Annotated in this window: 11 protein-coding genes and 2 pseudogenes; 6 read left to right on the top strand and 7 right to left on the bottom strand. The window is 60.8% G+C overall.

Annotated features, from left to right (window positions below; all coding sequences use genetic code 11):
• Positions 1–18: 18 nt before the first annotated feature.
• Positions 19–225: a hypothetical protein gene (locus USDA257_RS31230; RefSeq protein WP_015633553.1), complete on the top strand. Its 207-nt coding sequence runs from the start codon at positions 19–21 to the stop codon at positions 223–225.
• Between the two features lie 88 nt (positions 226–313).
• Here the strand turns inward: USDA257_RS31230 and USDA257_RS31225 are convergent, their stop codons facing one another.
• The 4 genes from USDA257_RS31225 to USDA257_RS31205 form a co-directional block, all read right to left on the bottom strand.
• On the bottom strand, positions 314–994 hold the full coding sequence (locus USDA257_RS31225) for an excisionase family DNA-binding protein (protein WP_014858004.1): 681 nt from the start codon (positions 992–994) through the stop codon (positions 314–316).
• Positions 995–1,144: 150 nt separating this feature from the next.
• Positions 1,145–4,408, bottom strand: a complete 3,264-nt coding sequence (locus USDA257_RS31215; RefSeq protein ID WP_014858003.1) for an error-prone DNA polymerase — start codon at positions 4,406–4,408, stop codon at positions 1,145–1,147.
• Positions 4,408–5,922 (bottom strand): Y-family DNA polymerase, encoded by a 1,515-nt coding sequence (locus USDA257_RS31210; protein ID WP_014858002.1) that lies wholly within the window; start codon positions 5,920–5,922, stop codon positions 4,408–4,410. Before USDA257_RS31210 ends, USDA257_RS31215 begins: the two co-directional genes overlap by 1 nt.
• Positions 5,843–6,604, bottom strand: a complete 762-nt coding sequence (locus USDA257_RS31205; protein WP_014858001.1) for an ImuA family protein — start codon at positions 6,602–6,604, stop codon at positions 5,843–5,845. The genes USDA257_RS31210 and USDA257_RS31205 overlap by 80 nt, the downstream gene beginning before the upstream one ends.
• Positions 6,605–7,046: 442 nt before the next feature.
• On the opposite strand from USDA257_RS31205, the gene dinB reads away from it, so the two are divergent.
• The gene (gene dinB, locus USDA257_RS31200) at positions 7,047–8,138 is read left to right on the top strand and encodes a DNA polymerase IV (RefSeq protein WP_014857998.1); all 1,092 of its coding nucleotides are present in this window, start codon (positions 7,047–7,049) and stop codon (positions 8,136–8,138) included.
• On the opposite strand, the gene USDA257_RS31195 is transcribed toward dinB, so the two are convergent.
• The gene (locus tag USDA257_RS31195) at positions 8,135–8,632 is read right to left on the bottom strand and encodes an SOS response-associated peptidase family protein (protein ID WP_014857997.1); all 498 of its coding nucleotides are present in this window, start codon (positions 8,630–8,632) and stop codon (positions 8,135–8,137) included. The two genes, dinB and USDA257_RS31195, sit on opposite strands and share 4 nt — an antisense overlap.
• A 57-nt stretch (positions 8,633–8,689) precedes the next feature.
• On the opposite strand from USDA257_RS31195, the gene USDA257_RS31190 reads away from it, so the two are divergent.
• Both USDA257_RS31190 and USDA257_RS31185 read left to right on the top strand, forming a co-directional pair.
• Entirely contained in the window at positions 8,690–9,280 is a 591-nt protein-coding gene (locus USDA257_RS31190; RefSeq protein WP_014857996.1) for an SOS response-associated peptidase, read from the top strand.
• 283 nt (positions 9,281–9,563) lie between these two features.
• Positions 9,564–12,494, top strand: coding sequence for a DEAD/DEAH box helicase (locus USDA257_RS31185; protein WP_014857994.1), 2,931 nt, complete (start codon positions 9,564–9,566; stop codon positions 12,492–12,494).
• A 459-nt stretch (positions 12,495–12,953) separates the two neighbouring features.
• Here the strand turns inward: USDA257_RS31185 and USDA257_RS31180 are convergent, their stop codons facing one another.
• Together USDA257_RS31180 and USDA257_RS31175 are read right to left on the bottom strand one after the other, a co-directional pair.
• A complete protein-coding gene (locus USDA257_RS31180; RefSeq protein WP_014857992.1) occupies positions 12,954–13,295 on the bottom strand; it encodes a DUF429 domain-containing protein in 342 nt (113 codons plus the stop codon).
• Positions 13,296–13,775: 480 nt separating this feature from the next.
• A pseudogene (locus USDA257_RS31175) lies at positions 13,776–14,638 on the bottom strand (3'-5' exonuclease).
• A gap of 320 nt (positions 14,639–14,958) precedes the next feature.
• On the opposite strand from USDA257_RS31175, the pseudogene USDA257_RS31170 reads away from it, so the two are divergent.
• Both USDA257_RS31170 and USDA257_RS31165 read left to right on the top strand, forming a co-directional pair.
• Positions 14,959–16,340, top strand: a pseudogene (locus tag USDA257_RS31170) (hypothetical protein).
• Between the two features lie 25 nt (positions 16,341–16,365).
• Entirely contained in the window at positions 16,366–19,116 is a 2,751-nt protein-coding gene (locus tag USDA257_RS31165; protein ID WP_014857987.1) for a UvrD-helicase domain-containing protein, read from the top strand.

Below are 19,116 nucleotides of genomic sequence, written 5' to 3'. Positions count from 1 at the left end.
CAAATCAGGGGAGAATTCATGGAAACCGTGGAAATCACTGGCCGCAGCGACTTTGCTCTGTGGGCGATCCAGCGCGCGCAGGAAATCGTGACGGCCCAAGGTGCTGCCTTTGCAATGGCGGCGCGTGACATGAACGAAGAGGCCCTAGTGGAAACCGCGGCCGCGCTTGGCAAGGCCATCAGTGACGCCATGCTCGAAGTTTTCGATGGCTTGATAGGTGAGTGAAGGGCGTGAGGGGGAAAGCGATGCGTCCGTCGCACTGCCGAAGTTTCGATACAAGCTTTGGTGAGTAACGGCTGACAGAGTACAGTATTCACGCTCGAGGTGAGCGACGCTTGGTTTCGAGCTCGTATCCGCCGACGTCCTCGCTCAGCGACGCCAACCGATCGAGTGCCGACGCCCGCTTAGCATCTCGAGCGGCCTTGAATGCCGCAACATCCGTAGCCCGCAAGCGCCGGTGACTGCCCACCTTTTCCGCAGCAAGCTCGCCGGTATCGACCAATCGGACGAGATATTGCCTGGAAACGTTGAGAATGTCCGCTGCGGCCTGCGTCGACAGCATCTCTTCGTCAGGTAGCACCGTCACCGCTCGTCCCTCGGCGAGGAGTTCGGCGGCCCGATACATGACCTCGGCTAAGGCATTAGGAAGTTCCTGGCGCTCGCCATCCACATCAATAACCTGAACGATGCCTTGGCGCTTCTTCGAGTTGGCCAGCAATAGCGATGCGACGCGCGCAGCAGCCGACCTCTCGGGTGCCGGAATGGCATTCGAGGTTTTGGTGGAATTTTTATCCGGCGATGTGCGATGTGATACGGCCATGCCGACAATATGACGCATAAACGCTAAGCGGTCGAAGCTACGGTCATCGTGACGTCGAACATCCGCGATTTCGGCAACCTTCCCGATGGCATTGTTGCCCTGACTCCTGATGAATTCCTTTCGCAAATCTTCGCGAAAAATCCAACGGAGGTACTCGAGGCGATCACAGTTCAAGCGGCTGCGTACCGGCGACCAGCGCTGACCATACGGGAACTGATCGAAAGACTTGCGCTCACGTCACCTGGTTTCGCCGAGCAGGCGCTCGAAGCTCTTGATGACCGCTGATCTTAGTTTGTGACGACCAGGAGCCGGCGCGCCGGCGCTCTACTGGAAATTCCGGCTCTTGATCTTCAGTGTATCGATATGAAGATCCGGTGTGAACATATCCCTCGCCCGAACTCCCGGGACCGGTCGCTCGCGGGAATCGGGGCTCCCGGGAGAACCATGGGCGAATTCGTCGCCGCGGCCGGTCGGCGGCCGGAATGTGCCGTCGCGCTCGGCAAGGCTCGACAGATCAGTCGAGAGATCGAAGAGCTGCTGGGCGACCAGGTGCACCACGTCCCCTTCCCGCTGGATCCTGCCGTTGATTGCCATCATGCTGGCGCCGAGGACTGTCCGGCGCGACCGCTCGAAGAGCTTCGGCCAGACGACGACGTTTGCCACACCGGTCTCGTCCTCGATGGTGATGAACATCACGCCCTTTGCCGACCCTGGTCGCTGTCGCACCAGCACCAGCCCGGCCGCCATCAGCCATTGCCCGTCGCGCGCCGTCATCGCTTCGGCGCAGGTGACGATCCGACGCTTGGCAAGGTCGCTCCGCAGGAAACTCAAGGGATGATGCCGGAGCGTCAGCCCGATATGGCTGTAGTCCTCGACGACGTTGTGGCCTTCGGTCATCTGCCTGAGCTTGACTTCCGGCTCCTGCTGCTCGGCAATTGCCCGAGCCTCCCGTTCGGCCGCCGCCGTGAACAGCGGAAGCGGTTCGTCGCGCAGCGCCTTGATTGCCCAGAGCGCATCACGTCGCTCGAGTCGCAATGACGGCCGGAAGCCATCGGCTTCGGCGAGCTCGACGAGCGAGGCGACCGGCACGCCGCATCGCCGCCACATGTCGTCGACCGATGCGAAGGGCTCGTCAGCACGCGCGACGACGATGCGCGCCGCGTCGGCAATCGCCAGACCGCGCACCAGACGCATGCCGAGCCGGACTGCATGCCCATCACTGCCTGCAATCGGCTCGAGCGTGCAATCCCATCGCGACCGATTGATGCAGACGGGACGGACCTCAACGCCGTGCTTCCTCGCGTCGGCGACGATCTGCGCGGGAGCGTAAAAGCCCATCGGCTGCGAGTTCAGAAGCGCCGCACAGAAGACATCCGGAAAATGGCATTTCACGTAGTTGGAGGCGTAAGCGATCATCGCGAAGGACGCGGCATGGCTCTCGGGGAAGCCGTAGGAGCCGAAGCCTTCTAGCTGCGAAAATGTCTTCTCGGCGAACTCCGGCGAGTAGCCGTTCTTGATCATTCCCGAGACGAGCTTGTCCTTGAAGCGTGAAACGCCGCCCGTGAACTTGAAGGTCGCCATGGATTTCCGGAGTTGGTCGGCTTCGCCGCCCGTGAACCCCGCACAGACCATCGCCACCTTCATTGCCGACTCCTGAAACAGTGGCACGCCCAGCGTCTTATGGAGGACCGCCTCCAATTCGGGTGTCGGGTACTCGACCTTCTCCTTGCCCTCGCGCCGGCGCAGATACGGATGGACCATGTCGCCCTGGATCGGGCCGGGGCGGACGATCGCCACCTGGATGACGAGATCGTAGAAGGTTCTGGGTTTCATGCGGGGCAGCATGGACATCTGGGCGCGGGATTCGATCTGGAAGGTGCCGAGCGTGTCAGCCTTGCGGATCATCGCGTAGGTCGCCGGGTCCTCCTGGGGGATGGTCGCAAGGTCGAGATCCTCATGCTTGTGCTCGTAGATCAGGGCGAAAGCCTTGGCCATGCAGGTCAGCATACCGAGCGCCAGCACGTCGACCTTCATCATTTTGAGCGCTTCGACGTCATCCTTGTCCCATTCGATCACCTGCCGGTCGACCATGGTCGCCGGCTCGATCGGCACGAGATGATCCAACCGGTCGTGGGTCAGGACGAAACCGCCGGGATGCTGGCCAAGATGGCGTGGCGCGCCCATCAGCTGCTGGGCAAGTCGTAGAGTCAAGGCGAGCCGCCGGTCCTCCGGATTGAGGCCGAGGTCGCGGACCTGGCGCTCGCCGACCGTTTCCGACCAGGACCAGATGCCGGACGACAGCGCCTTGATCAGATCCTCCGGCAAACCCAGCGCCTTGCCGACATCGCGGATGGCGCCCTTGGCACGATAGCGCGTGACGGTCGAGCAGAGCGCCGCCTTGTCGTGGCCGTAGGTCTTGTAGATCCACTGGATCACCTCCTCGCGCCTCTCGTGCTCGAAATCGACATCGATATCGGGCGGCTCGTCGCGTTCCTGGGAGACAAAGCGCTCGAACAGGAGATCGTTGGTGTCGGGGTCGATCGAGGTGACGCCGAGCACATAGCAGACGGCGGAATTGGCGGCCGATCCCCTGCCCTGGCATAAAATGCCCTGCGATCGGGCATAGCGGATGATCGAGAAGACGGTCAGGAAGTAGGGCGCATATTTCATCGTCTCGATCAGAGCGAGCTCGTGGCGTATCGTCTTCTCGACATTCGCAGGAAGCCCTTCGGGATAACGTGTCTTGACGCCCTCCCAGGTGTAGTGCTCAAGCGACTGCTGCGCCGTCATCCCCGGGATCAGCGCCTCCTCGGGGTACTGATAGACCAGCTCTTCGAGCGAAAACCTGCAGCGCTCGACGATCTCCATCGTCCGCGCCAGCGCTTCCGGGTAACCAGGAAAAAGTCGAGCCATTTCCTCCGGCGGCTTCAGATAACGGTCGGCATGCCGCTCGCGCTCAAAGCCGACGTCGTCGACGGTGGTTCTGGTGCGGATGCAGGTGACGACATCCTGCAGCTGCCGGCGGCCGGGTTCATGAAACAGCACATCATTGGTCACGACCGTCTTTACCCGGTGCTTAACGGCAAGGTTCGACAGCTGGTGCAGTCGCAGCTGATCGTTGGGGCGGCGGCGCAGGCAGAGCGAGACATAGGCGCGATCGCCAAAGACCTCGGCCATCTTCCTGAGCTGCACGGCGCAGACGTCGTCCGGCATGTCCGGCACCAGGATGCCGATCAGACCTTCGGCATAGAGCGCCACGTCGTCCAGATGCAGCACGCACTTTGCCTTCCCGCCCCGGCCCTTGCCCAAGGTCAACAGCCTTGTCAGCCGCGAATAAGCGGCACGATCGGTCGGATAGACGAGAATCGACATGCCGTCGGCCAAATCAAGCCGACAGCCGACAATCAGCCTGAGTCCCGTCGCGCGCGAGGCTTCCAGCGCCCGCACGATGCCTGCCAGGCTGTTGCGGTCGACAATGCCGAGCGCTTCAATGCCCATCAGTTTTGCGGTCGCAAACAGCTCCTCCGCCGAGCTCGCGCCGCGGAGGAACGAGAAATGCGTGGTGACTTGCAGTTCGGCATAGCGCATCAGGCAAACATCCCGTGCAGGAACCACTTATGCGATCCTGTTTCCGCGTCGACGCCGTCGCCGGCTCGGAAAATCCAGAAGCGTTCACCGACATCATCCTCAACGACGAAGTAGTCGCGGACCGCAACCCATTCGGAGCTGCGTTTCCACCACTCGCCAAAGATCCGTTCCGGTCCGTCGGCGCGCTTCACTCGCCGCCGCTTGCCACGCCAGGTGAACGAGACGGGCGGATGGTCCGGCAGAAGCGCGATCACTTCGATCGGTTCGGGACGCGCCAGAAGGCGCGGCGGCCTCGGCCAGTTGAGCGGCCAGGTGGCGCCGTCTTCCGCCGCCGTCGGCGCGATCCGCTGAACGCTGCGCTCGGGGACGTCGCTTGCGACCGGCGCCACGCGGAAACTCCGCTGTCCGCCGCGATTGCCGAGTACATCGATCAGCGGCGTCACGTCGGTTACCTGTTCTTCAATGAGCGACGACGCCGACTGTGCCTCGATCAGCGGCTCGGCAATGATTGCGGCCAGGCTGAGCTTCTCGATGCCGAAGCCGGGCTCGATCCTTTCGATGCGATCGCGGAAGAGCTTTGTCAGCCAGGCGATGTCGCGGACCGGCTTCGCCGTCCCGGCCCGAAGCGCCTGGATGGTGTTGTCGACCCGATGGACAATGAGATCGGCACGCCGCACGCCAAGCCCGCGCTTCACGAGTTCCAGACAGAGCTGCCGCACCAGGCGGCTCACATATTTCTCGATTGTCTCGGGTGCGCCGATCGGCTCGGCAAAGGATTTTTGAACCTCGACGAGGTCGACTGGCCGGATCGGATCGATCGGCTCGGCGACGCGGCCGAACATCTGGTCGAGACGGCGTCCGACCTCCGGACCGAAGCGCAGCGTCAGCGGCGCTCGTGGGATGGCGGCGAGATCGCCGACGGTCGCGAAGCCGAGGGTTCGGAGACTTGCGACGGTTTCCGCCGGCAGCCGCAGCGAGGAGAGCGGCAGCCGATTCACGGCCCTGGCTGTCTCGCCGCGGGGGACGATCACCGTCTCACGACTGGTGGTGCGGGCGATCGCATGCGCCGCACCCCAGGTCTCGGCGATCGCCGCTCGCGCTGCGAGACCCCGGCCGCGCAAGCGATTGACGAGACCCGACAGCATCAGTTCCTCGCCACCCTGGAGATGATCGGCGCCTTCGGTATCCATGATGATACCGTCAGGAGGATCCATGGCAACGACGGGCGAATATTGCGACAAGGCCCAGAGCGTCAGCCGTTCCAGGACTGCGAGGTCGGCCGCCGGATCGGCATCGATCATCACCAGGCCCTGGACCAGTGCCTGCGCCTTGGCGGCCGGCATGCCGATGCGAAGACCGAGTTCAAGAGCTGCCCGATCGGCCGCGGCGATCCATCGCTTCGATCCGCTCCTGGCGATCACCACCAGCGGCGTGTCAGGAGACAGCGAAGGATCGGTCCGTCTGATCCGGTCGGTCGGCAGTGTCGGAAGAAAGACGGATACGACCCTGGCCATCACACGCTCCGATGATGAATTCTCCTCCCTCTCCTGCTCTGACCCGCATCAGCTCCGCCAGCCAGCGCGCCCGACCGACGCCCTGCACAGGCAGAGGCTCGGACGGCAGCACCGAAATCCGCCAGCGGCTTGCCGCGGCCGTCGGCATGCCGAAGTCGGAAGCTTCGGTCTGGCGCCGCCACCGGCGGATCACCAGGCCCAAGGTTCCCGACTTTTCCGCCGCCAGCTGCAGCCGGCGCGATGCCGTCATCGGCAGGCGCACCAGCTCGGCGACGACGGCGCCGAGGCCGCCATAGCGCAAAGCCTCCTCGAAACTTGCGAGCACCGTCTCTTCCTTGTCGCACTCGACGAAAATGACGCGGTCGGGATGAAGCCCGACCTGGGCGAGCGCCGGAAAGAAAAGATCGAAGCGCGTCAGGCACCAGACCACCTTGCCGGTGGTGCGGGCAGCGATGCCGCCGATGAAGAGTGCCGCGGCCGCGCCGTCGACCGCGCCGTTTCCGCCGCCTGCCACTTCGTGCAGCGCGCCAAAGGCGAGCCCACCTCCCGGCAGCTGCGCATCAAGCTCCGGCACCCCAAACGGCAGAACACTACGTTTGCGTGAGCCTGCCCCTTCCAGGCTGGCGATTTTCTCGCGCAACTCGTCGAGAACGGCATTTGAAGTGGCGACGACTGCGGTCATGATCTCCTTTACGGCAACCCGTTTTCGGCTTGAGATGGTGAATTATGTTCTGTATTTGTTCTCAAAGCAAAAATGAGTCAATGCGCATGTGGCGCGCGGAAGTTGAGCGAGAGTGCCCATCGAAGAAATCGGTGAACGGATTCAATTCGATGGCAGGAATGGGAATTTTTTCGCATGCGCCGACGGCAGGCTGTGAACGATCTGGGTCCGAGACTGAGGGATCACCGGGCGCCGGCAATTGATTCACCTGTCGCCCATGTCATCGCCACTGCGCGCTTGAGCGCAAGCTGTTGGGAAAGCATTTGGTGCCGGTGTAAGCTTCGCGGCGATCCGCCGCCGCATGGCGAGGGGCTGCGAGCACATGCAAACGCCGGAGGGTGACAAATGCGGCGCGCACTTCCCATGTCTAGGCGATACAGATGGTCGTGACGAAAGCTAGGCCATGACAAACGACGAAGGGAGCGAGCGGCCGCGCAAGATCGTGCATGTGGATATGGATGCCTTCTACGCGTCGGTCGAACAGCGCGACAATCCCGAGCTACGCGGTCTGCCGGTTGCTGTCGGCTATCCTGCCGCCCGTGGGGTGGTGGCGGCCGCCAGCTACGAGGCACGGAGGTTCGGTGTTCATTCGGCGATGCCTTCGGTGACCGCGAAGCGCAAATGCCCCGACCTCGTCTTCGTCAGGCCGCGGTTCGACGTCTACAAGGCCGTCTCGTTGCAGATTCGCGCGATCTTCGCCGAATACACGCCGATGATCGAGCCACTCTCGCTCGATGAGGCCTACCTCGACGTCACCGAAAACCTGAAGGGCATGGAGATCGCCACCGAGATTGCCGCGGAGATCCGGGCGAAGATCAAGCAGGTCACCGGCCTCAATGCGTCGGCCGGGATTTCCTACAACAAATTCCTCGCCAAGATGGCATCCGACCTCAACAAGCCCAATGGTCAGGCTGTCATTACGCCGAAGAACGGGCCGGCCTTCGTCGAGCAACTCCCCATCAAGAAGTTCCATGGCGTCGGTCCTGCAACCGCCGAAAAGATGCATCGGCTCGGGATCGAGACGGGTGCCGATCTCAAAGAGAAGTCGTTCGAGTTTTTGGTCGAACACTTCGGGAAGTCGGGACCATATTTCTATGGCATCGCCCGCGGCATCGACAATCGCGAGATCAAGCCGAACCGCGTGCGGAAATCCGTCGGCGCGGAAGACACGTTCTCTGAGGACATTCACGCCTTTGAGCCGGCACGCGAAGGCCTTCAGCCGCTGATGGAGAAGGTGTGGGGTTACTGCGAGGCCAATGAGATCGGCGCCAAGACCGTGACGCTCAAGGTCAAATATGCCGACTTCACCCAGATCACTCGCAGCAAGACGGTTGCGGCACCTCTGCAAACAATCAGCAATCTCGAGGAGGTGGTCGGGCTGCTTCTCGCCCCGATCTTCCCGCCGCGCAAGGGAATTCGCCTGCTCGGCGTCTCGCTATCCTCGCTGGAACGGCAGACCTCTGGAGTGGCGCCGCAGTTGCGGCTGGCGCTTTAGACCGCCAGTGTCGCCTGGACAGGATCGGTCGAATGGCGCTTGACCCGGAATGTCCCTGCCCGCAACGGCCGAAGGATTTCCTCCTCGGGCACAGGCCCGTCGAGCCAGGCCATGCGTTGATCGCGTGTCAGCACCGCCATCTGCCGGTCGTGGAACGGCGCGAGATCAGCATTCGCCTCGATCGTCAGAATGGCATAGGCCTCCGGCCAGTCTTCTATCGCCGGCCGCCAGATCCCCGCGAAGTAGAACCAGTCGCCATTGGCGAGCGAGAAGCTGAAGCTCCTATGGCGAAACTCCGAGGCCGGCACCAGGCAGCGGTGGCTCGGAAACGTCCTCCCTTCCGATCGAACGACGTTGACGGCGCGCGCATCGCCGTCGCGGGGGCGCAGCCCCCACGGCAGCTCCACCATCTCCACATCGCCGTCATGGCGCCTTATGATCACACGGCGCTCATCGAGCGGGGCGTCAGAATGGAAAATGGTCGCACTCGTCATAGATGGAACATATCAGGAACACACTTGAGAGGCAATTAGACCTGAGACGGAGGAAGCATGTGCAATGATTATCGGCTGATGGTGGATGTCGCCTCGATCGTCGAGGACTTCGCCGAGCTCAAGATCAAGATCCGCTTCGGTGAAGGCGCGCCAAACCTCGAAGCCCGCGAGGACATCAAGATCACCGATCTCGGCCCAATCGTCAGAACGATCGACGGCGCCCGCGATCAGGCCGAGCTCGTGCAGCGGCGCTGGAGTTGGCCGGGGCCGAACAAGCGTCCGGTATATAATTTCCGGTCGGAGGGCCGGGAATTCAATTCCAATCGCTGCCTGATCATTGCTGACGGATTTTACGAGTTCACAGAACCCACGGATCCGAAGAAGAAGCGCAAGGACAAATGGCTGTTCACCAAGAAGGGCGAGCCGATCTTCTGCATTGCCGGCATCTGGCGCGACACGCCCGAGGTCGGGCAAGCTTTCACAATGCTGACGATGGAACCGGGACCGGACATCGCGCCGTACCACGACCGGCAGATTGTCATTCTGGAGCGTGATGCTTGGGCCAACTGGCTCGATCCGACCATCTCAGCCCAATCGCTGATCAAGCCGCTTGCCGCAGGCACACTGGCAGTGGAACAGGTCGGCTGACCTCGCACAAACTAGCAGTCGCCGCGCGAAGGAGGTCTCCATCACCCGCGGGTAAACCTTGGGTAGGACGATGCATCTCCGCGTCCCCTGCATCAGCTGAACAGCTTCCGCTGCCTGCGGAGGGTTAGACCGCCTTGGTAAAGCACCTGCCGGCCGGTTCGTAAAAAATTGGCCGGCCGATGATCTGCCTGGAGGCCAGAAGCAAATTCCTCAACCTAAGCACGCAGTCATTCTTGCAAAACAAGCTGGAATCAATTGCATTGCAGCTCAGGGGGAGGAAGGGATGCCCTACTTTACAGATAACAATCTCATTCTGAATCTAATTGGCGGGCCTAATACTGGCTTCCGTCCCGGTCAACTGGGCGCACTGCACTCAGCGCTGGCGCATTTTTCCGTTTACGATGAGCCAGCGATCCTTTCCTTACCAACGGGCTACGGTAAGACAGCGCTTCTGATGGCTCTGCCCTTTTTGTTGCGAGCGCGGCGGGTGTTGGTTGTGGAGCCGTCTGACGCCTTGCGCCAGCAGACGACCAGCCACTTCAAGGAGCTGTCCGTCCTTCGTCGGCTTGGCGTCGTCGCGGCGGCGACACCCAACCCGGCGGTGCTCGGTCAAAAAGGCGCACCCCGCGACGCTGACGCGTGGACGAAGGCCGCGGGACAGGACGTCGTCATCTCGACACCTCAGAGCCTCTCGCCAGCTGTCGCGCCGGAAGCCCCATCTGACCTCTTTGACCTGATCATCTTCGATGAGGCGCATCACGCGCCCGCGGAAACGTGGGCAGCCTTCCTTGCGCATTATCCGGAAGCGCGATTTGTCTTCCTGACCGCTACCCCCTTCCGCCGAGATCGAAAGGTGATCCCGGGGAGGATGGCCTATTGGTATCCGGTGTCGAAAGCCGCTAAAGAATCCGCTTTCGGGCGCGTCACCTTCACTCCGGCGCCGGTGCGCAATGCCAATGACGATGACGAGATCGACCGGGCGGTTGCACGAACGGCAGTCGCCCGGCTGCGCGCTGATCAGGCGGCTGGCTTCGATCATCGTATTTTCGCCCGCGCGGCGACGATAGCGTCGGCGCGGAGGTTGGTAGGCCTCTACGAAGAGACTGGCGCCCGGGTTAGAGCGATCGACAGTCACGCATCGAAGCGCACCCAGGACAAAGCAGAGGCCGAGCTGCTCGCGGGCGAGATCGACGGCGTGGTCTGCGTCGACATGTTTGGCGAAGGCTATGACTTCCCGAAATTGAAGATCGCAGCGCTGCACGCCCCGCACCGGTCGCTTGTTCCCACTCTGCAATTCATCGGTCGCTTCGCGCGCACGAACGATGCCTCGACTGGCGATGCAACGCTCGTAGCGCCGCTCTCGCGACTGAAAGAAGCGTCGGTCAAGCTGTTCAAGGAAGGCGTCGACATCGCGGAGCTGATCGATGATGTCGCGCGCGCTCAGATCGCGGAGGTGGAAGCCGACCGGGAGATGTTGGATTTCCTCAAGATCAACAAGCAGGCCGACTCCGACTACGATTCCGTCACGCCTCTCCTGCTGGAACTCTATGCGCACGCGCAGATCTTCGAGTGCCAAGCCCAACCGGATTTCTCGCTTTTTGGAGATGTCATTGGTCGCAACCTGAGGGTGGCCAAGCAGTGGACATCGGATGACGGGCTAGTGACGCTGCTTCTGACCGTAGACACCTCGCCGCCGAATTGGGCAACCTCAGATGTTCTGGTGAACGTGCGCCATGACGCATTCCTGCTGGCCTACAATCAGGCATCGCGCCTGTGTTACATAGGCTCGACTCGCCGAACGGCACGTATCTACCTCGACCTGATTCAGACGGCGCTGCCCGACCAGCATCGACCGATCAGTTACGAGCGCACGCGGCGTGCCTTGAGTGGGCTGAACAGCCTCAGGTTCTACAATGTCGGCCTAAAGAACACGGCCGTGAACTCCCAAGCCGAGTCTTATCGCGTGATGACTGGACCGGCGGCCGAGCGCGCAATTACAACTGGCGATTCACGCGCCTATTCGCAGGGTCACTTCTTCGGAAGCGGGGTGGGCGACGACGACGTGCGTGAGACGATAGGCGCCAGTAGCAGCTCGCGTATCTGGTCTAACCAACGCCTCTCCGTCGCTGAATACATCGAGTGGATCACCGAACTGAACGGAAGGCTTGGCGGCGGCGGCGGGATAGCAGCGTCGCAACTCGACATCATTCAGCACGCGCGCACCTTGCGGCAGCTGCCGGAGCACATCATTGCCGCCGGCTGGCACAAGCAAGCTTATCGCCTAGCGCCGCGTGTCCGGTGGAGAGCGGGAGCCGCCGCACCTTGGACCTATAGGATCGTCACCGATCTCGAACTCGCCAATTTCCAGGTGAACGGAGGGCGTTCCACCATGACCTTCGATGTCGTCTCGGATACCTTCAGCGGAAGCATTTCCTTCAACCTTGGTGGGGGAGCCTTGTTCACAAAGGCCGGGGCAAGCGATGTCGAAATTGTCACAGGTTATGACGAGTGGACGGACCTGGCGTCGTGGCTATCCCATCATCCTCCAGTCTTTTACGCGGCCGATAAGTCGTCATTCATTGGTGTCAATCTTATTGCTGCAGCAGCCGATGTCGTCACACAGCTTCGCGACGGCGATGCCGACGCTCTCGCGTGGGACAACTGCAAGATTGACATGGAGTTCGGGCCAGACCAGCCTGATGGACGGCTGACTGTCCATCAGGGGCTGGAGCGGCACCTGTGCGCATCGGACGATCTCATTGCGCTCGTTTATGACCACCGCAGCGGGGAAGCAGCTGACTATATCGCGTTCGTGCAAAACCCGGACGGCTCCCTTATTGTCAGGCTCTATCACTGCAAAGGCGCGGGCGGCGCACCCTCTGGCCGGCGCGTCGGCGATGTGTATGAAGTGTCCGGCCAGATGCTGAAATCAATCGCCTTCTGCGATGCCGCGGTGCTTACTCAGCACGTTGAACATCGCATCAATCCGGGTCATCACCGCAACCCTTCACGTTTTGTGAAAGGTGATTTCAACGCCATGAAGCGGGCGCTTGAGACCACCCCGCCGACGGGACTGACGTTTGAAATCTTCGGCGTGCAGCCAGGGATATCGAGGGCAGCCGTGGATGCACACCTCGCCGACTTGATGGTTTATGGATTGGACTACGCTCAGCGCGGCGGAGCCGCCAAGGCTCAACGGCTGACCAGCGCCTAAGGTACTTGCCATGTTCGGTGTGACGATCGGCGCTCACCTCTTAGATCGGCATTATCTGCCGCGCATCCGGGTGATTGCAGTTGAAAGGAATCGAACCAGCAACCAACCTCCTGGACCTAGATGCATGGAAACATCGGAAGGTCGAGACAGTACCAGCCTGGGTACTCACCGCGACGCGCCGTACAGGTGGCTACCGGCGAGACCCGCCTTCCCGATCAGCAATCGCCTTGACGACCTCAAAGTCCATCGCGGCACGCCGTTCGATACGGGCGACTTCGCTCGCACCTTTGGCCCAATGTCAGTATTCGCCAAGTTTGCCTTGAGCACGTCTGCGGAGCGCCATTCGTTGCGCCTCGTAACGAGCGCCAAACGGATCCGATGCAGCTAGCTGCTTCGCATCCTCTTGCCATCGGCGAAGGATTGCACGCCGGTGTTCGATCCATCGCCGCAAGAATCCGATCATGACTGACACCGCCGCGACGCGAGAAGCTCTGACCGGGGTATCCAGATCGCCGAAGTGTCGTCACCGAATGGCACGGCGATTCCCTCGAAGACGCATATCCCGACCCACGCGCAGATGACGGCGTCGAGCATATCCTCAAAGGCTTTCAGCTGCCACGGCGCCGCGTCAAACGGCGGCAGCACCAGTCTTTCCGAAACGCCCTGTACCTCCCCGTCGAGGGAGGTGACGATCGACCGCCAGGTTTCGAAGAGTCTGTTGCGCCGACTGGCAGGGGTTTCCGTTGGCCAGTAATTGCGGGTCTTACCCTGCTTGTAAGGCAGCCGCTTTTCGGCACGCATCAGTTCGACCAGGGCTGGATGCGGGTAGACCTCCAGCAGGCCCGGCGAGCAAACCTCTTTCGTCAGCAGCCCATAGCCGCAAAGCGCAAATCCGCTCCGCAGGTCATCGCTGATTTTACCGGGCCTGATCGCGCTCGGCGTATGCGTGCTACAATGACGGGCGCCATAGGCTGCCGAGACCAGATTGTCCGAAACCCGGCGCGCCGTAATCGGCTCCTGCGACAGACGAGATCCACGGCTGAGCCCGCAATTTTCCCGGCCGCGGCAAGGAGAGCGGCGGCCTCTGCGACCGAGCCGGATGGACGGGACGTGGAGATCCGATCATCTTCGGCGCGATCCAGAAGGTGGCGATAGGACGATCCCGCGAAGATCAGGCGCCAATTGCCGACCGCGGCGGAGACCAATGCGACACCGCTCGGCTGTGCCGCGGTCCAGGCTGCATCAATACCCAGAACGGTCGTCATCGCCCCTCCCGACCATTCAAACAGCCCGGAAGCGGTCGAACGCTGTCAGATATTTGACCGCTGGATCGGCATCCCAGCGATAGATCTCCGTCCGCAGGAAATGCAGCTCCTCTTCCAGCCTCTCTTCTGGCAATTCCGCCCACCAGGACTTCGGACGGCCGTCGGAGCCGTCAGACCAGCGGTAACCGCGCGCCTTGAGCTGATCCTTCATGTCGAACGGGCTGTTCTCTGCATAAATGCGAACCCGCGATCGCTGGCTGGCCTGATAGAGTTCCGCAAATGGCGCCGCAGTGGGGCCGGGCCGTGTCTGCCCGAGCACCTCCAGCAGTGCGAAGCAGTCATCGACCGCGCGGTGGCCATCGTGGAAATAGCCCGACTGGCCGATCAGGTAACCGAGCTTGCTTCCCTCGAAGCCGCGTGCCGACCAGTCGATCTCAGAAACCGAGCAAGCCCAAGCCTTGTTGCAAAACATCTGCGAGAAAGCTTCGCAAAAAGGTCGATCGAAGCCGGCATTGTGAGCAATGATCAAGTCGGCAGGCTCAGTGAGGGATTTGAGGCAGGCAACGTCGATCACCTGACCGGCGACCATATTGTCGGTGATCCCGGTGAGGCGGGTGATTTCGGCGGGGATCGGGCCAGTTGGCTGCTGAAGTCCGCCATAGACGCCCGTGACGTCGCCAATCGCGCCGCGTCATTGAAGGTGAAGGCTATCACGCCGATTTCGATGATTTCGTCGGAGCGATGATTGAGGCCGGTGGTTTCGATATCGAGAATGACGCCACGACGCGGAAATTCCGGCCTCGGGGGCTCGACGATCGGCCGCGGTCGGAGCTTTCGCAAGATGCGATAATTGCCGGTCGCTTGCAGATGACGGGCCATGGCCTCGTCATCCGAACCAATGCCCTCCTGCCCACTTTTTGCAATAACCTGCGGCCTGGCAACCTGCGCGGTAGGCAGAACAGGTGTTGCAAAGAAGTCGAGTTGCGAGGTCATTTTATTCCGATCCGATTGCGGCATGGCCGCGCACAATACGCATCGGCGTCGGGGCAAGCAACGACGACCCTGATCAGGCGCATTTCGCGCGGAGTTTGCGGCTAGGGAACTGCGAACAAGCGCTATTTAAAGCAAGGAAGTACTTTAGGCGCTGACGTCGAAAACGTAGGATGCTGACCAACGATTTGATGATTTTGAGAGCAGCCATGGACAATAAGGCGCAACAGCCAGACCGAGAACATCACTTCTACGTCTCAACCGCCAAGTTTCTATTCCACCACCCTCAGCACGGCGTTGTCGCTATCCGCGATCCGATACGACTAGCGGACGCCAAACGGCATGGGCTGAGCCCCATCATACTTTATGGGCTCACCGTTGCCGGCCTGCCGATCCGCTGGCTGACATTTTCCACCATGGAGAAGCACAAATCGTTGCGCGACGTGCTGCTGACGGCATGGGGAAACGCAGAGGGTTTGCGCGGTCTGCCGGATATTCTGCGTGTGAACCGCCATGTGGCACAGGCCGATCCGACACTGGCGGCGGATCCAAGATCGGCATCCGGCCTGAGGTTGCGGACGCCAAGGATAAAACAGTGCCCGCATCGTTGCGCTCAGCCCAGGATGCCTCCCTGTGGCTGTCAAAAAGACACGACCCGGTCGGTCTGTCGCTGGTCGCGTCCGTCGAGACCCTTTGTCGCGATGCACACGAGGATCACGATTGGAGGGCGGGTCGCGGTCCTCTCAGACTCAGCAACAGAAAACTCGAGGAGAAGATCGAGTCTTGGCTGGAATTGCCGATGCGAAAGCCGGCAGACATTCTCCTCGAAAAAGTGGACTGGGAAGCCGGTGCATGGCTGTCATCCTGGGAGACCTCACTCCCACCCGATCGGCCGCGTTATTTCAAACACGACGGATTTACCGGCAGGATATGGCTGCTTTCGGGAGAAGACCCATCAGAGGACGTCGATGACGACGACGACATCACGGCCTACGAAGAGTACGACAATGCGGCCGAAATCGCCAAAAACCTGGTCGCCTGCTGGCCCAATTCGCCCAGAGAGATCGCCACCGCAGCCGGGATTACCCTGCGGCAACTCCAGTGGTTCATCTCGGAGCGCTCCCTCCTGGACCGAGCGGCGCGCTTCGACCTCTTACGCCTGTTAGGCATCGAATATGACGAAGGGATGGGCGGCTACACGCCCGCAGGACCCTATGTCCTGATTGCCAGGAAGGCTCACGCGCTCGAAGCGGTCTATCAGGAGATTTCCGGCGGCGGTGATGCTTGCCCTTGCGAGATCGTTCCCACCCAAGGTCAGGCCGACCCGAGCTGGAGATACATCTTGATCAATGCATACGGGACACCGCCGACTTTTGTCATGGCGCCTCGGGGAGAGGCAATCACGGAGCGCCTTCCCGACCTGATCATGAACTACGAGGGCATCCGGCCCGTCTCCGCGTCCCTTTACCGGGATGTCGTCTCGACCTGCGCCCGCGCCTGTCAGACACCGCAGGCCAATGTTCGGGAGATGACAGAATTCGCAAGACGGTATGAACGGCATTGGACCGATTGCAAGTGGCTTTCGGACTGAACTTTCTGGTAGCACGTGAGCTCTGATGTCTGATCGTGTTCGAACACACCGGCCTGGATTTTTTGCCCGACTCCTTCCCCAAGGAAAATGGAAAGTGACGCTGAGCTCGTCGTTGCCGGCGGCCCTGCAGATCAACGTGAACGGCGCCGACAATCTTCCTTGTCTGGACGTCATAGCCATTTCCGTCGGCAAGGCTTTGCTGTGGCATTCGGTCGAAGTCCGGTCTCGCAATCGAATCTACAGCCTGCCCTGCCTCGGAGAAGAGGCAGCAACCCGGATTGCGGCAGACCTTTACAGCTTTATCAATAACCACCTCTTCGACTTGATCGGCTCCGACACCGAGCGCCTGAGCGAAGTGGATACGAAACTACAGTCTATCACCGAGGGTAACCGGCAATATCTGGCCCATGCCGACCTGGCCCGTGCGATTGCGAATGTAACAGGTGAAGCCGCGGCCGCGCTTTCGCACCCTCTGTTCGACCCGGAACTGATGCCGGCCACCCTTAAAGCGGCGCTGCCCCGATCGCTCACCTTCCTCACCGATCCGGATGTTCGCCACAGATATAATGATGCGTTTGTCTCGGCTGAGCTGTCGAGATACCGGTCGTTCTACGACAATCTGGATGGCCGGTCATTGTCCGATCAGCAACGCGAGGCGTGCATTCGATTGGAAGACAACAATCTCCTCGTCGCCTCTGCCGGCTCAGGCAAATCCGCCACCATGGTCGGCAAGGTCGCCTACGTCCTCGACAAGCAGCTCTATCGGCCTGAGGAAATCCTTGTGCTCGCTTTCAACAAGAGCGCCGCCGATGAACTGAAAGAGCGGATATACAGACAGCTCGCGGTCGATCCAGGAAATCCGGGATGTAAAGTGATCACGTTTCACGCCCTCGGTCGCGGAATTATCGAAGAGGTCGAAGGCCGTCCCCCTCAGCTTGCCGACTGGGTCGAACATCCCGCCGGCGAGGCCAGAGTGATCGAAGAGATCATAGACGAGCTGCTGCGTTCGGACGCGGAATTCGCCGGGCTTTGGGTCAACCTCCTCGTCCTTCATCCTAAGGCGGATATCCCGGCAGAGGTGTTCGATTCCGAGGCAGACTACGAGCGCTACCTGTCGGTGCGCCGGCGGAAAGGAAATGCGACCGTCGGCACGATGGCCGGCATCTATGTGAAGTCGCTCCAGGAGCAGACAGTCACCAACTGGCTCTGGCTGCACTCCGTCGAGTTCGAGTACGAACGTCAGATCCCGATCAACGAGGGAAACGGGGAAATCCGGTACGTCCATCCGGACTTCTATTACCCCGCCAGCAAAACGATCCATGAGCATCTGGCCATCAACGCTGACGGCACGTCCCCCTTCGCGGACTACGTCACCCATGCCGAAAACAAGCTGGCCGCATACCGCAAGGCCGGGATGGATGTATTCCGGACCACGTCGGCGCAAGCGAGTGATGGATCGCTGATTGCGGAACTCGAAGCAGAGCTTGCGAAACGGGGCATTCGGTTCGAACGTAAAAGCTATGCGGCGATCGTGAAAGCCCTCGAGCCGGTTGTCATCAAGCACTATCACAAGCTGATTGCGATCTGCATCAAACACATTCGCGCCGGCCACCTGACCCTGGACATGCTGCTTGAGCGCGCCAAATCGCTTCACGATCGCACCCGCGCCAGGGAATTTGCGCAGGTCGTCTGGAAGATCACCGAAACCTATTCCCAGAAGCTGGTAGAGGCCAACCGCATCGATTTCGACTCGATGATCGCCAATGCCACGCGGCTAGTGGAAACCGGACAATATGAGAGCCCATACTCCCTGATCCTCGTCGAAGAGTTCCAAGATATTTCCGAGCCGCGCGCGAAGCTGATCAAGGCGCTGAAACACCAGAAGCCGTTCACCAAGATCTTTGCGGTGGGTGACGACTGGCAGTCGATCTATCGCTTTGCCGGTTCGGACATTACGATATTCACGCAGTTCGAGGCGAATTTTGGGGCAAGTTGGCAAGGTCGTCTGGAGCAAACCTATCGCTGCAATCAGCTCATCGCCGAAACAGCGGCCAGCTTCGTCCAGCGCAATCCGATCCAGCTTAAGAAATCGGTGCGGTCGACACGGCCGGCGATCCCACGATCGATCCGGGTCATTCCAATCGACGGTGATCGCGGCAAGTCAGATTTTGCCGATTCATGCCTCCGATTGCTGAAGCGCCTCGATACCTTCCTTGGCGGGATTTCCGTACAGTGGCGGAGCGACGAGCACCAGAAGCTCAAGGTCATGGTGCTGTGGCGCTACAACCAGCTGGATCCGTTCAGGGGGGCGATGCCAAAATTCGAGCATATCGAAGTTTCGGGACTGTCGTTCCATCGAGCCAAGGGACTTGAGGCCGACTATACGATTCTGCTCGATGTCAGCGAAGGCGATTATGGGGTGCCAAGCCGGATAGAGGACGATGAGCTGCTCAATCTAGTCATGCCGCGACCGGAGACGTTTGAGTTTGCCGAGGAGCGCCGCCTTTTCTATGTCGCATTGACCCGCGCGAGCCGCGGTGTGTTCCTGCTGACGAACAGCCGTGAGCCATCCAGATATATTCGGGAGCTCTCAGAAATCGCCGGCGAAAACTTGCGTTTCGAGACGATTGATGGTGACACGCTAAATCCGTGTCCGGCGTGCGGCGTGGGCCAACTGGTAGAACGGAAAGGTCGCGACAACGGCCGCTTTCTCGGGTGCAACCAATATCCCGGCTGTGACCACACGCAGCTAATTGATCGACGAAGCGCCGAATGA

Source organism: Sinorhizobium fredii USDA 257 (assembly GCF_000265205.3).
GTDB classification, from domain to species: Bacteria; Pseudomonadota; Alphaproteobacteria; order Rhizobiales; family Rhizobiaceae; genus Sinorhizobium; species Sinorhizobium fredii_B.
The sequence above is the reverse complement of the archived record's forward strand: the minus strand, read 5'-3'. Positions and strand labels throughout refer to the sequence as shown.